At 65.2% G+C, this 13,140-nt stretch carries 13 protein-coding genes and 1 pseudogene; 4 read left to right on the top strand and 10 right to left on the bottom strand.

All coding sequences use genetic code 11. From position 1 onward, the window contains the following. Positions 1-2: 2 nt before the first annotated feature. From ACUXVA_RS17500 to ACUXVA_RS17480, 5 genes are all read right to left on the bottom strand, one after another. Positions 3-281, bottom strand: coding sequence for a DUF3551 domain-containing protein (locus ACUXVA_RS17500; RefSeq protein ID WP_445487265.1), 279 nt, complete (start codon positions 279-281; stop codon positions 3-5). A 50-nt stretch (positions 282-331) separates the two neighbouring features. Next, a complete protein-coding gene (locus tag ACUXVA_RS17495; RefSeq protein ID WP_265079155.1) occupies positions 332-637 on the bottom strand; it encodes a DUF3551 domain-containing protein in 306 nt (101 codons plus the stop codon). A gap of 140 nt (positions 638-777) precedes the next feature. Further along, positions 778-933, bottom strand: a complete 156-nt coding sequence (locus ACUXVA_RS17490) for a Flp family type IVb pilin (protein ID WP_413776533.1) — start codon at positions 931-933, stop codon at positions 778-780. Between the two features lie 139 nt (positions 934-1,072). After that, positions 1,073-1,294, bottom strand: a complete 222-nt coding sequence (locus ACUXVA_RS17485; protein WP_265079157.1) for a hypothetical protein — start codon at positions 1,292-1,294, stop codon at positions 1,073-1,075. Between the two features lie 76 nt (positions 1,295-1,370). Continuing rightward, positions 1,371-4,544, bottom strand: a complete 3,174-nt coding sequence (locus ACUXVA_RS17480) for an autotransporter family protein (RefSeq protein ID WP_265079158.1) — start codon at positions 4,542-4,544, stop codon at positions 1,371-1,373. 443 nt (positions 4,545-4,987) lie between these two features. On the opposite strand from ACUXVA_RS17480, the gene ACUXVA_RS17475 reads away from it, so the two are divergent. Both ACUXVA_RS17475 and ACUXVA_RS17470 read left to right on the top strand, forming a co-directional pair. After that, a complete protein-coding gene (locus ACUXVA_RS17475) occupies positions 4,988-5,716 on the top strand; it encodes a Crp/Fnr family transcriptional regulator (RefSeq protein WP_445487262.1) in 729 nt (242 codons plus the stop codon). A gap of 159 nt (positions 5,717-5,875) precedes the next feature. Next, complete coding sequence (locus ACUXVA_RS17470; RefSeq protein ID WP_265079160.1) at positions 5,876-6,091, top strand: hypothetical protein; 216 nt, start codon at positions 5,876-5,878, stop codon at positions 6,089-6,091. Positions 6,092-6,234: 143 nt separating this feature from the next. Here ACUXVA_RS17470 and ACUXVA_RS17465 read toward each other — a convergent pair whose 3' ends face one another. Then, the gene (locus ACUXVA_RS17465; RefSeq protein ID WP_265079161.1) at positions 6,235-6,576 is read right to left on the bottom strand and encodes a hypothetical protein; all 342 of its coding nucleotides are present in this window, start codon (positions 6,574-6,576) and stop codon (positions 6,235-6,237) included. A gap of 426 nt (positions 6,577-7,002) precedes the next feature. Here ACUXVA_RS17465 and ACUXVA_RS17460 point away from each other — a divergent pair. Then, a pseudogene (locus tag ACUXVA_RS17460) lies at positions 7,003-8,154 on the top strand (IS3 family transposase). Here the strand turns inward: ACUXVA_RS17460 and ACUXVA_RS17455 are convergent. Then, positions 8,151-8,651 carry an ATP-binding protein gene (locus ACUXVA_RS17455; RefSeq protein ID WP_265079162.1) on the bottom strand — a complete coding sequence of 167 codons (501 nt, stop codon included), beginning with the start codon at positions 8,649-8,651 and terminating at the stop codon, positions 8,151-8,153. The pseudogene ACUXVA_RS17460 and the gene ACUXVA_RS17455 sit on opposite strands and share 4 nt — an antisense overlap. A gap of 77 nt (positions 8,652-8,728) precedes the next feature. Further along, positions 8,729-10,312 carry an MDR family MFS transporter gene (locus ACUXVA_RS17450; protein WP_265079163.1) on the bottom strand — a complete coding sequence of 528 codons (1,584 nt, stop codon included), beginning with the start codon at positions 10,310-10,312 and terminating at the stop codon, positions 8,729-8,731. 246 nt (positions 10,313-10,558) lie between these two features. On the opposite strand from ACUXVA_RS17450, the gene ACUXVA_RS17445 reads away from it, so the two are divergent. Next, positions 10,559-11,350, top strand: a complete 792-nt coding sequence (locus ACUXVA_RS17445; RefSeq protein WP_265079164.1) for a TSUP family transporter — start codon at positions 10,559-10,561, stop codon at positions 11,348-11,350. Positions 11,351-11,353: 3 nt separating this feature from the next. Here the strand turns inward: ACUXVA_RS17445 and ACUXVA_RS17440 are convergent, their stop codons facing one another. Both ACUXVA_RS17440 and ACUXVA_RS17435 read right to left on the bottom strand, forming a co-directional pair. After that, positions 11,354-11,644, bottom strand: coding sequence for a BrnA antitoxin family protein (locus ACUXVA_RS17440; protein WP_445487258.1), 291 nt, complete (start codon positions 11,642-11,644; stop codon positions 11,354-11,356). 170 nt (positions 11,645-11,814) lie between these two features. Continuing rightward, positions 11,815-13,140: an MFS transporter gene (locus tag ACUXVA_RS17435; protein ID WP_445487256.1), complete on the bottom strand. Its 1,326-nt coding sequence runs from the start codon at positions 13,138-13,140 to the stop codon at positions 11,815-11,817.

Below are 13,140 nucleotides of genomic sequence, written 5' to 3'. Positions count from 1 at the left end.
CGTCAGCGTTGCCGCCGCTCGCGCTGCGGGGACAGCGACACCACGCCCTTGTAGTCGATGTTGATCACGCAATTGCCGTTGAGGTCGGCGGCAGCCTGCAGGCAGCCCTGATAGTCATAGAACCGGCACAGCCGCGGTACGCTGTCCGGACCGAGCGGACCGCCGCGCTTGACGCAGAACGGCGGCACGTTCGATGTGGCCGCGGCGGCCGGCAGCGCCTGCCCTGCCGCGCCGCCAAGCAGAACCAGCGCGGCAAGCGTTGCGCGTCGAATGCAGGTCATCAGCGATCCCTTCATAAACTATAACTGTCGTTCCGATCGCATCAGCCGGATCAGCGCCCGCCCGGATAGACCGCGCGCCAGCCGTTCGGTGCCGCCACGACCTGGCCGGGAAAGTCGATATTGACCACGCAATTGGCGCGCCGCACGGCAGCGGCCTCCAGACAGGTCTGCCAGTCGTAGTAGCCGCAGATTTGCGGCGCGCCGCCCGGACCGTTGGTCGACCCCGGCAGCAGGCAGAACGGCGATTGCGATGTGCGCAATGGCGCGGCCTGCGCGGCAGGGGCGACGGGTGGGAGCAGCGGCACGGCCAATGCAAGGCCCGCCATCACCAGCGCGGTACGCAGCGTGAGTCTCATGATCGCCTCTTTGAATGCGGCCGTCAGCAGCCGTTCCGTCAGAGGCCGAATATATAGCAGGCGGCGAAGGTCGCCACGGCCGTTCACGCGATTGCGTTCGGGGGCGGCCCCGCCGAATCGGGAAAGAATTGGGACAGACGCTATTTCAGCGAGCTGTTCACCTCGGTGAACTTGCCGCTCAGCGTCGGGCCGATGCCCTGCACGGTGGTGATGATGGCGAGGCAGATGCCGGCGGCGATCAGCGCGTATTCGATGGCGGTGGCGCCCGATTCATCGCGACAGAACTTCCAGATCAAACCCAGCACCGCGGCCTCCTCATCGGGCAGACACGGTTTCTTCCGCGCCAACCGGTGGGAACCCTACCGGCAAATGGTTGCCACAATCTTCACCAACCCCATCAAAATGGATGAACCGGCGGCAATTGCCCTGGTCGACCTATGGCTTGAAGAAAGCGGGATCGTTGAGCGCCTTGATCAGGGTGTCGACCATGTCGGCTGCCGCGGAATCGTCGCGCTCCTCCAGCAGCTCCCACATCTTGCGCAGGTTGGCGCGCATCGGCGCCTTCAGCGACGGATCGCGCTCGATCAGCGTGCGCGCAATGCAGAAGGCGATGGCTTCGGTGCCCATCTTGGTCTGTTCGACGGTTGGTTTGCTCATGGCCTGATCCTCGCGGCGCGTTCGATGGCCGCTGTTAGGCTGGCATCGCGCCCTGTGTCAATTCCGCGCAGATCGCTCACCACGCATAGCGCACCACGCCCTTGCCGGCGTAGCTGCGGGTGACGTCGGAGAACTCGCCCTCAAACGTCGCGCCGACGCTGATGCCGCTGATGAAGGTCAGTTCGGCCGCAGCCGTGGTCAGCGCCGCATTGGCCGCAGGCGACGCGCCGCCGACCACGAAGCTGGCGCCCGGCAGTGCCAGGAAGGTCGCGGTGGCCGAGCGGTCGGTATCGAAGTCATGCGCCCAGGCGGCACGGCCACGCAGGGTCAGCATCTTGTCGCCCACCGCAAACGACCTGTCGCTGCGCAGGCCGAGCTCGCTGCGCGGCGCGGTGATACCCTTCGCGGCATAGGCCAGCGCAAACGTCGTCGGCCCCGACAACGTGGTCTCCGCATAGGCCGGCAGGTCGAGATAGGTCAGCTGCGTCGCTGCATAGGGCGTGACGCCGGCGTCGCCGAACCACGGCAGCGCAAAGCGGTTGCCGGCCTCGAGCCGCGCCGACAGGCTGTTGGTGTTGAAGTTTGCGCGCAACTGATCGAGCCCGCCCACCGAGACGATGCGGTCGGTCGTCACATCCTGCCAGCCATAGGCCGCCGACGCGGTGACATAGGCGGCGCCGATCGTGTGGCGCACGAAGCCGCCGAGCTGGAACAGGTCAGAACGCCCGCTGCCGCCGCCGACGACACTGAAGTTGGTAGCGCCGCCGGCCAGCGCAAAGCCGGCGACGGTCTGCGGCGACAGATGATAGTCGGCCCCGAACGCGACGCCGCCGATCCGGCTGGTCGACGTGTTGGAGCCGGCCGCCACATTGCCGTCGGTGGTCTGAGTGCCGCCGAAGCCCGACGCCCACACGTTCCAGAACGGCCGGAACGCGGGGACGCGCGGCGGCGCCTTGGTGATCATCGCAAAGGCGTCGCGCGCCGAGCCGCTGCGCTTGTCGCCGGTGGCGGCGTAGGCGCTCATCGCATCGCCCTCCTCCGCATAAGCCGTCGCCGACGATGCCTCGCCGCCGCGGCCGGCGATGTTCGGGTCGGACATGGTCCCGACGAACTGCGTCGCCGCATTGAGGCCGGTCTGATGCGTCGCGGTCGGCGTCTCGCCGGAGATCTGCGTCAACGCATTGGTGAGGTTACTGCCGCTCAAGGCCAACACCGCGTCGAAGCGCGCCGGCACCGTGGCGCCACCGGACAGGTAGCCGTCATGCGCGGCAACCAACGCGCCATGGTTGCGCGACAGCACCAGGTCGCTGGCAAACCCGCCGGTGGCGGTCAACGTCACGTCGGTGAGGCTGTAGCTGAGGCTGCCGGTGTATCCCGGCGGCGCGCTGACGCCGGCAAACGTGCCGTTCAGCGCGCCGGCATGCAGGATGCTCTTGATCACCGTCCAGTTCTGCCAGCCTGACGAGGCGGGTATCGCCACCGTGCCGCCCAGAAACGCCGTGCCCGACACATTGACCGACGTCATCCCGGACAAGCCGACATGCACGAGGTAAGTGGCACCGGCCTGGAAGCCGAGCGTGCCGGCGACCGTCATCGACGTCGTGGGCGTCGAGCCCGGCGCGAAGGTCCCGCCATCGTCGATCAGCAGCTTGCCCACGGTGCCGGTGCCGCGCAGCACGCCGCCGCTGAGCACCGAGATCTGGTTTGAAGCGGCGATCGAACCATCGACCTGCAGGATGCCGCTTTTGACCTGCGTCAGGTTGCTGTAGCTGCTGGTGCCCGACAGGATCAGCAACCCCGGGCCGGTCTTGATGAGGCCGCCGGGCGACACGCCGTCGACGATCGCGCCGGTGATGCGGGCGTCCTGCTCGGTTGCGATGGCCGCGATGCCGGCGACGCTGATCGCATTGCCGAGGCTCAGTCCGGGCGTCGTCATGTTCAAGGTGCTGCCGGACTGCAGCTTCAGCGCGCCGCTGCCGATGGACTGCGAATTGTTGATCGCCAGCGTGCTGCCCGTTGTCACGGTGGTGCCGCCGCCATAGGTGTTGGCGCCGCTCAGCGACACCACGTTGCCCCCTGCGGTGGTGATCGCCAGTGCGCCGTCGCCGGTGAAGATGTTGCCGTAGGCCGCGCTCGCCCCGGTCTGCAGCAGCGTCAGCACGCCGCCAATGTTGATATTGCCGGTCAGCGTGCCGCCGGCCAGAGTGGTCAGTTGGCTGGTACCATAGAAATTGATGGCGTTGGCGCGGATGAAGCCGTCGCCCGACAGGCCGCCGCTGATGCTGCCCGCGTTGACGACGGTGAGATCGACGCCGACCACGCCGACGCCGCCGACGCCGGCATTGCCCGTAGTACCCTTGGAGCCCACGACAGCGCCGGACAACTCGCCGCCCGATCCGCCGAGGCCGCCGCTGCCGCCCTGCACTGTGCCATAATTGCGCAGCGTGTTGCCGGCCGGAGAAAATTCAAAATGGATTCCGGTGCCGCCATCGCCACCGTTACCGCCACCGCTGCCGGTGATGCCGGGCAGGAACATCGGGATGATGGCGGAGCCGGCATTGCCGCCGGTGCCGCCGCTGCCGCCCGTGATGGTGTTGTAGTTGTCGACGGTGCGCGCGCCGGTGCCGATCATGTACACGCCGTAGCCGCCCTCGCCGCCGCCACCGCCGCCCCCGCCATTGCCGGCGGCGCCGGGGCCGGCCCCGGGATTGAAAATATAGTTGACCTGGCCGCCGGCGCCGCCCGTGCCGCCGGTGCTACCGGCGACTGGCGTGACCAGCGTGAGATATCCGCTGCCGATCTGGCCATGGGCACCGCCGGTGCCACCGCCGCCACCGCCGCCACCGAAGCAGCCGTCATTGTCGCGGCCCGCCGCGCCGGCAGCGGCGTTGACCGGACCGCCGCCAGGGCCGCCCAGCCCGCCGCCGGCACCGCCGCCGCCGCCGCCGCCGCTGCCCGCGGTGCAGACCTGGCTTCCGGCCTGGCCGAAATCGCCGACGGGGTTCCTGCCGGAATTCGACACGCCATAGCCGCCGCTGCTGGTGCCGAACAGCGGGATCAGCCCCTGCCCGGTGCCGCCGTTTCCGCCAGCCGCGCGCACCGGGCTGGTGTTGAGCAGCAGCGCTGCGAAGGCCGCGCCCGACAGTTTCTGCGGCAGGCGATGGAGAACGCCGCGGCTGAATGCCTGCAAGGTCACAACGGCGCCGGCGCGCGTCGTCTCGTCGCGCACCAAAACCTGCAAATGTTCCACGTCGCGGCCCCCGGGCTGACTGTTGACGCCAGTCCAGCACATCAGCCGAGCGACGAATCCTGACTACCCTAAAGCAACTGAGGATGGTTCCGACAATTCTTTGCGGCGTTCCCCGATATTCGGCCGCAGCAGCGCCTCGCCATGGGCGCTGCGACGCCGCGGCAACGATGACGGAAGCCTCGACATTGGAGTCCGCGCGCCGCTTAAGTTGCCTATCAGACAAATATTTTACTAACGCGCGTGATCAATCAAGCTGCTGGCATTCCTCAGCTAATCGGCGATTATCCGGATATTTGACCGGCATCTGCGCGCCTTATGACGGTTGCCGCACGACAAAGGGACTTGAGAACCCTATATGTAGGGCACCCCGCGCGGAACGTGCTCTCGGAGCGTCATTCCCACCCCCTGCGGAATCGGCCCGACCGATCGGGCAGGATACCGTCATGCTTGCCCCCAATCTCGGCAGCCCACTCGACAACGCGCTGTTGTCGGCGCTGCCCCGCAGTGAATTCAATGCGCTGCTGCTCCCGCATTTCACCATCCAGCCGATGCCGCAGGGCCATCTGGTGCTGGAGGCCGGCGATGAGTTCGACCATGTCTGGTTTCCGCACAATGGCATGATCTCGCTGCTGGTGGTGCTGAGCGACGGCAAATCGATCGAGATCGCCACCGTCGGCCGCGAAGGCGTGGTCGGCGCCATGTCCGGCTTCGGCCTGTACAGGTCGCTGGTGCGCGCGGTGATTCAGCTTCCCATGGCGGCGTCGCGGATTTCGGCGGCGGTGTTCCGCAAGGCCGCGGCGCAGAGCGACGCCATTCGCGACCTGTGCATCCGCTACAATGAAATCCTGCTGTCGCAGGCGCGCATTACCGCCGCCTGCAACGCGGTGCATCCGGTGGAAGCGCGGTTCTGCCGCTGGCTGCTGCAGTCTGCGGATCGCGCCAACGACGACACCGTGGCACTGACCCAGGAATTCCTCGCCGAAATGCTCGGCGTGCGCCGAACCTCAGTCACCGAAGTCGCCAGCAGACTGCAGGCGGCCGGCTTCATCTCCTATTCCCGCGGCGTCATCAAGATCATCGATCGCGCCGGCCTGGAAGCCGCGGCCTGCGAGTGCTACCGGACCCTGATCGACGAGTCCGCGATCATCTATGATCTACACGCACCTGCATAAGTGCCAAAATCGACTCTCATATTTGACTTAGATCAAGCAGGGTTGAGCAATTGAGTCCTATTCCGGACAGCAATGGGTCTAGGCTGGCATAGCACCGCGGCAACGACATTCCGCGGTGACAGGGAGGCCGATGCCTCCCGCAGCGGGGGGGAGTGTTCGATGGCAACCGGTAGCCGTATTCCGACTGTTGAACGCCGCTACAGCCGCGCCGAACTGTTCGAGTTGCAGCGCAGCACCCTGCTCTATGCGCGGTCGTTTCCCGTCGGCCCCGAACGCAACCAGCACCGCCAGATCGCGCAGTCGCTGCGCGACTTGTTCCGCAACAAGGTCTGGCTCGCCACACACACGGTCGAGATCCCCGGCAGCACCGGCTAGCGCGTGATCGTCACAGAAGAGCGCTTGTCCCGGATGCGATGCGGCCTAGCGAAGCGAAGCTTCGCAGGGTTCTGCGTCGCAGAGCCAAAGCGGCGCGCGCTGCATCGCGTCGGGGACCCGATTCAACCAGAATCGATTCCGGTCTAGCGCGCCGAAAACTTCGGAATGCTCTCCGCAAAGCCGTTGAAGCAGGTCAGCCGCTCGTCTTCTTCCTTGATGAAGCGGCAATCCGCCACGCCCTTGGCGGGCACCGGCTTCGCCTTCGGCGGCTTCGGCGGGAACACCGCATCGAAGCAGTCCAGCCGCGGCTTCGAGCCATCCTCGATCTCGAGGCAGGCCAGCAATTTCTCGGCATTGGACAGCTGCTTGCCGGCATTGCGCGGCTTCACCTGCACCAGCGGCTTGCCGCCGACCGTGGGCGGCGGGCTTTGCGCCAGGGCGGTGGTCGAAGAAAGCACGACGGCGATGGCAATCAGTGTTTTCATGTCAGTTCGTTTCGCTTCGTCAGGAGGGCGGTACCGGCGGCAACACAGCCACCCAATTCACCTTCCATAATACCGTCGGACATCGACTACAACGGGATTGCGTCGGGGAGCGGCTCGTTGGGGCATGGGACGGAAGCGGCAATCCGCCGTTCGTTGACCGCGATGGGATGGCAGGGACCGGATACGCACCAGGCGGATGCGATAGCCAGCGCCCCGCGGCGCACTGTCTACTGTCGCAGCCTCCCCCGCAGAGGCGCGTAGCCTGCGGGGATCATCACAAAGGCGACAGGCTTTTGCTAGCCGAATACGCCAGCCTGCTCTTTCTCAAGATAAACAAGATTGGTCTTTCGTAACGCGTCATCAGATTGAGCTGCACCCGGTTCCGAAGACACCAAGTTAGGTGTTTTATGGAGCTGGAGGTGTGTCATGGAGAGACGGAAGTTTACGCGAGAGTACAAGCTTGGGGCGGTCAAGCTGATCAAGGATCGGGGCGTGTCCTACGCCCAGGCTGCCGACGACCTCGGCGTTCATCCGACGCAGCTGCGTGAATGGGTGAAGAAGTTCGCCGACGACCCGCAACATGCTTTTCCCGGGCAAGGTCAGATGAAGCCGGAGCAGCAGGAGATCACGCGCCTCAGGCGCGAGGTTGCCAAACTGAAGGCAGAGCGCGACATCCTAAAAAAAGCCGCGGCCTACTTCGCGAAGGAATCGATGTGAAGTTCGGTTTCATTTCGAAGCACCGGGGGCTCTGGCCGGCGGAGTGGTTGTGCGAGGCGCTCGGTGTCTCGCGAGGTGGGTTCTATGCCTGGCTGGAGCGTTCACGCAGTCGGCGGAGCCGAAGCGATGAGGAATTGGGTGCGAAGGTTCGAGCCAGCTTCCTCGCAAGCGACCGCACTTACGGCGCCAGGCGTGTATGGCACGACCTGCTTGCAGAGGGTGTGTCGTGTGGGCTACACCGGGTCGAACGATTGATGCGCCTACAAGCTCTCAGGGCGCGGCCGCGACAGCGCCGCCTTCCTCCTGATGTGGGTGAACGTCAGGCGAGCGCCGTCGCTGCCAACGTGCTCGACCGCGCCTTCGAGGCGGCGGCTCCCAACCGCAAATGGATCGCCGACTTCACCTATGTCTGGACGGCGGAAGGCTGGATTTATGTGGCGGCCGTCGTCGACCTGTTCTCTCGGCGCGTAGTTGGCTGGTCGATGCAAACCGCAATGACGGCGCAACTTGTGACCGACGCCCTCGTGATGGCAATCTGGCGACGAGGCAAACCTGATGCGCTGCTCCACCATTCCGACCGGGACAGCCAACACCAGCGAGCAGTTCCAGCGATTGATGGCCGACCACGGCGTCGTCTGTTCAATGAGCCGGTCTGGAAATGTCTGGGACAACGCGGCTATGGAGAGCTTCTTCTCGTCGTTGAAGACGGAGCGAACCGCGCGCAAGATCTACCGAACAAGGAACGAAGCCAAGGCCGATGTGTTCGACTACATCGAACGCTTCTACAATCCGAAGCGTCGTCACTCGACCATCGGATATCTAAGCCCTATGGAGTTCGAGCAAAGGGCCGGATTAGTTTAAGCCGGTGTCAACAGAACCGGGTGCAGCTCAATCATCGCCTCGAACTGGGCCGACAGACTTGCTGTATTTCTTTTTGGGAACGCGCCCTTTGACGGGATCGATCCGAAGAATTTCATCCAGAACGTCTTCTTTGTCGCTGGATTCGTGGCGGCAGTGTCAAGCCACTTCTTGAATTCCGTCAGCGTACTGATCAAGACACTTATCAAGACATCCGGGTAGCTGTGTCCTTTAAACTGCTCAAGATCAACGTATGCGATAGGCGTTCGACTGATAGTCAAATCAGAGGCGACCTTATGCAGCAGGCTCGATTTGCCAGAGCCGCGCCGGCCAAAAATGATGTGATGACGCTTATTTTTCGCTTTGTCTAAAACTCCTGGAGTGGGCTCAATGAAATACTTGACGCTATCTCCAGTCGCTCGGGTTGATTCTTCGACAAGTTTGCTGAGCTGCCGAACTTGGGTACTTTGAATAGGATACTCAACTGTCATGGCAATCATTACACCCCCTAGATTGGCATCATTACCCGCTCCACGACATAACCACAAGTTGCATCGTCCGCTAGCAGCTTTGTCCCCTACTCCACCAACTCCGTCGCCGCGGCCTTGGCCGGTCCCGCAAGCGCCCGCTCTTCCATCAGCAGCAGGAAAAATGCGCCCACCGCCATCATCGCCGCGGCGGCGGCGAACACGTAGCGGAACGCATGCACCATGTCGGCGGCGGCAATGGGATGTGCCGCGCCGGCATGCTCGCCGGAGATGGTGATGTCGGCGCCCAGCACCATCAGCAGGATCGTGGTGAAGGCGGCGACGGTGAACGACGCCATCAGCGCACGGAAGAAGTTCATGGCGCCGGTGGCGGTGCCGACCTGCGGCCGCGGCACGGCGTTCTGGATCGACACCACCGACACCGGGAAGGTGGTGCCGAGGCCGACGGCGAACGCGCCGAGCATGGTGAGCAGCGCCCACAGCGGCAACGGCGCGGCGAACGCCATCAGCATCGCCATGACCGCCGCCATGCCGGTGCCGGCGATCGCCACGCGCTTGTAGTGCTTGGCGCGCGTCATGGTGCGGCCGGCAATCGCGGCGCCGGCCACCGAGACCGCCGCAATTGGAATCAGCGCCAGCCCTGCCTCGCCGGCGGTGAGGCCGTAGACCACTTCGTAGTAAAGCGGCAGATGCACCGTGAGCCCGATCATCGCGCCCATGGCGCAGCCGCCGGCGGCCATCGCATACGGCACCACCGTGCCCGACATCAGTTGCAGCGGCAGGAACGGTTCGGAGGTCCGCAGCGCGTGCCAGATGAAGGCGAGCGCCATCGCCGCCGCCGCGCCGAGCATCGCCAGAATGGTCGGCGAGGCCCATGAGAATTTCGTGCCGCCCCAGGTCAGCACCAGCATGACCGTCACCGCCGCGGCCATCAGCAGCACACCGCCGAGCCAGTCGACCTTGCGCATGCGGTGGAACACCGGGATCTTCTTCATGTTCGGCAGCAGCATGGCGAGCGCGGCAATGCCGAGCGGAATGTTGATCCAGAAGATCATCGACCAGTGCAGGTGTTCGGCGAACAGCCCGCCGAGGATCGGCCCGCCAATGCCGGCGGCCACCCAGACGCTGCTGAAATAGGCCTGGTACTGGCCGCGCTCGCGCGGCGTCACCACGTCAGAGATCACCGTCTGCACGATCGGCAGGATGCCGCCGCCGCCGAGGCCCTGCAGCGCACGGCCGAGGATCAGCACCAGCATGTTCGGTGCCAGCGCGCACATCACCGAGCCCGCCATGAACAGCGCCAGCGCGGCGATGATGGTGGCACGGCGGCCGTAGATGTCGGACAGCGTCCCGAACACCGGCGCCACCGCAGTCGAGGCCAGCAGATAGGCGGTGATCACCCAGGACAGGTTGGAGACATCGCCGAACTGGCGGCCGATGGTCGGCAATGCCGTTGCGACGATGGTCTGGTCGAGCGCCGCCAGAAACATCGTCAGCAGCAGGCTCACCAGAATGGTGCGCACCTCGCTCTTGGTGAGCGGCGGCTTCGGCGCGATCGACGGGGCGTCGCTGACCTCCATCACCTCGGTCGGAATGTGCGACAGTTCCGCGACAACCTCGTCTGACAACGGCTGACCGGCCGCTGCGCGGCTCTTCGGCTCGAACTTGTTCATGTCGATGAATTCAGTGGCTGGGCGACAAAACGGCCGCGCGGGCTGCGATGGACGGGAAATTATCATGCAAATGCATGGGATGACAGGTGTTCGCTTGCATGGGAGCATCCCGCGACGCTCACGTCGCAGCTGCGGAATGTCATCGCCGACTATGCGGCAATGCGCTGCCAGCGATCGTGATGGCGACCGCGACCCGGTTCCCGTCTCCGGTGGCATTACGCGCTCCCATCGTTTAAACGCGCCGTCATGGATCTTGCCCCCGACATCATTGCCCTGCTCTGCCTCGCCGCCGTGGCGGCCGGCTTCGTCGACGCCATTGCTGGCGGCGGCGGGCTGATCATGATCCCGGCGCTGCTGGCGGCCGGCGTCAGCCCGGTGGCGGCCATCGCCACCAACAAGGTGCAGGGCTGCGTCGGCACCGCATCGGCGACCTATACGTACTGGCGCGGCGGCTGGATCGACTTCAAGCTGCTGCGCATCCCGCTGGTCGCAGCACTGGCCGGCGGCGCCGGCGGCGCGCTGGCGCTGATGGCCGTCGACACCCGATGGCTGATGGTGGTGCTGCCGATCCTGCTGGTCGGCATCGCCTTGTTTTTCCTGGTGGCCCCGGTCGCCGGCGACATCGATTCCCGCGCCCGCCTGACGCCGCTCGCCTACGCGGCGGTGGCCGCCGCCATCGGCTTCTATGATGGATTTTTCGGCCCCGGCGCCGGCTCGTTCTACGCGCTCAGCCTGGTTGCCCTGATGGGCATGGGGCTGACCCGGGCGACCGCGCATACCAAGGTGCTCAACCTGATGAGCAACCTGGTGTCGATCGCGGTGATGGCGTCCGGCGGACAGGTGCTGTGGATGCTAGGTGCGACCCTGGCCATCGGCAATTTCATTGGCGGCCGGCTCGGCTCGCGCACCGCGATGCGCTTCGGGCCGAAGGTGATCCGCCCGCTGCTGGTGATCATCTCGCTCGGCGTCACCGCCAAGCTGCTGCTCGACCCCGCCAACCCGCTGCGCGTGCTGGTGCTGGCATGGGTCGCGCGCTGACGCTCATTTGATCTTGTTGAGCTTGCGCAGGTCGGCATCGATACGCGACTGCCAGCCATCGCCGCCGGCCTTGTACTTGTCGATCACCTCGCCCGACAGCCGCAACGAGATCAGCCGCTTGGTCGGCGCCTTGTTGGGACCGCGCCCCCGGCGGATCGAGGCCGCGAGTTCGGGCAAGACTTCGGCGAACGGGCGCATCTCGGCAAGTTCCTCGTCCGTCAGTTCAGGAAACTCCGTGTCGTCCCATTCCTCCTTGGTGAAACCCTGACCCGGCTTGAATTCTTTTTTGGCCATCGATCAGTCTCCTCTCTTTGCGGCTCGCCGAAGGCATGCTGATGATGCTGATGCCTTCGGCCCCCCAGCGTCACGAAAAGTGCTGCGACAATACCGCAACGCGTGGTTCCCGACAGCACAAAGCCGCCGGACGCTCACGCATCCGGCGGCCCTGCCCTCGTCCCAACCCGCTAGCGCTGCGCGGCGGGCACCTTCTTCACCTTGACGGCCAGGCAGAGGATCGCGGCGATGATCGGGCCCGCGGCCAGGGTCAGCAGCGCCGGCGTGAAGCTCTGGGTGGTGTCCTTGATCCAGCCGACCAGATAGGGCCCGGCGAAGCCGCCGATCTGCGCGAAGCCGTTGATCGCCGCGAGACCGCCGGCGGCGGCGGGTCCCGTCAGGAACAGCGTCGGCAGGCTCCAGAACACGCCGAGCACCGCCCACACGCCGGCTGCGGCGGCGCATAGCAGCAGCAGACCGACCAGCGGGCTCGGCGCAAAGGCGCTGGCAGCGAGGAACACGCCGCCGAGCAACGCCGACAGCGCGGTGTGCCATTTGCGTTCGCCGGTGGCGTCGGAATTGCGGGCCACGAACACCAGCCCGAGGGTCGCGAACACGAACGGGATCGCGGTGACGAAGCCGGTCTGCAGGTCGGTGAGCCCGCCGATCGAGCGCACGATCTGCGGCAGCCACAGCACCACGCCGTAAACCGCCATGGCGTTGAACATATAGATCAGCGTCAGCAGCCAGACGCGGTAATCGCTGAAGATGGCGCGGAACGAATGGGTGCCGACGGCCTTGACCGCACGGTCCTCGCGATCCAGCTCCGCGATCAGCCGGCTGCGCTCGGTGGCGGTGAGCCAGCGGGTGTCGGTCTGCGGTCGGTCGACGAGATAGAAGAAGGTCACGACACCGAGAATGACGGCCGGCGCGGCCTCGAGGATGAACAGCCATTGCCAGGCCGCGAGGCCGAACCAGGTCGGATTGCTGGACAGGATCCATCCCGACAGCGGCGCGCCGATCACCGTCGACAGCACCGTCGCGGTCATGAAGCCGGCGGTCGCCTTGGCGCGGTCGCGCTGCGGAAACCAGTAGGTCAGATACAGCAGCACGCCCGGCACGAAGCCGGCCTCGGCGAGGCCGAGCAGAAAGCGCACGATGTAGAAGCTGGTCTCGCCCTTCACGAACGCCATGCAGCAGGACACGATGCCCCAGCTCACCATGATGCGGGCGATCCAGCGGCGCGGACCGACCTTGTGCATGATCATGTTGCTGGGAATTTCGAATGCGATGTAGCCGAGGAAGAAGATGCCGGCGCCGAGACCGTAGGCGGTCGCCGACAGGCCGAGATCCTTGTTCATGTGGATGGCCGCGAAGCCGACATTCACACGATCGAGGTAGTTGATGATGAACAGCACGAAGCAGAAGAACACGATGCGCCAGCGCAGCTTGCCAAGCACGCTTTTGCGGATGTCATCCTCGACCGTGACGGGAGGATGGGTAGCGATCATCGACAT

Source organism: Rhodopseudomonas sp. RCAM05734 (genome assembly GCF_052658035.1).
This window is presented reverse-complemented; position numbering and strand designations above follow the sequence as displayed.

What these genes read in the sequence shown, in the direction of transcription:
- ACUXVA_RS17495 (WP_265079155.1), bottom strand. Translation starts at nt 637, where the DNA reads ATGAGACTCACGCTGCGTACCGCGCTGGTGATGGCGGGCCTTGCATTG.
- ACUXVA_RS17500 (WP_445487265.1), bottom strand. Translation starts at nt 281, where the DNA reads ATGACCTGCATTCGACGCGCAACGCTTGCCGCGCTGGTTCTGCTTGGC.
- ACUXVA_RS17440 (WP_445487258.1), bottom strand. Translation starts at nt 11,644, where the DNA reads ATGGCCAAAAAAGAATTCAAGCCGGGTCAGGGTTTCACCAAGGAGGAA.
- ACUXVA_RS17445 (WP_265079164.1), top strand. Translation starts at nt 10,559, where the DNA reads ATGGATCTTGCCCCCGACATCATTGCCCTGCTCTGCCTCGCCGCCGTG.
- ACUXVA_RS17455 (WP_265079162.1), bottom strand. Translation starts at nt 8,651, where the DNA reads ATGATTGCCATGACAGTTGAGTATCCTATTCAAAGTACCCAAGTTCGG.
- ACUXVA_RS17470 (WP_265079160.1), top strand. Translation starts at nt 5,876, where the DNA reads ATGGCAACCGGTAGCCGTATTCCGACTGTTGAACGCCGCTACAGCCGC.
- ACUXVA_RS17435 (WP_445487256.1), bottom strand. Translation starts at nt 13,140, where the DNA reads ATGTCGATGATCGCTACCCATCCTCCCGTCACGGTCGAGGATGACATC.
- ACUXVA_RS17485 (WP_265079157.1), bottom strand. Translation starts at nt 1,294, where the DNA reads ATGAGCAAACCAACCGTCGAACAGACCAAGATGGGCACCGAAGCCATC.
- ACUXVA_RS17475 (WP_445487262.1), top strand. Translation starts at nt 4,988, where the DNA reads ATGCTTGCCCCCAATCTCGGCAGCCCACTCGACAACGCGCTGTTGTCG.
- ACUXVA_RS17450 (WP_265079163.1), bottom strand. Translation starts at nt 10,312, where the DNA reads ATGAACAAGTTCGAGCCGAAGAGCCGCGCAGCGGCCGGTCAGCCGTTG.
- ACUXVA_RS17465 (WP_265079161.1), bottom strand. Translation starts at nt 6,576, where the DNA reads ATGAAAACACTGATTGCCATCGCCGTCGTGCTTTCTTCGACCACCGCC.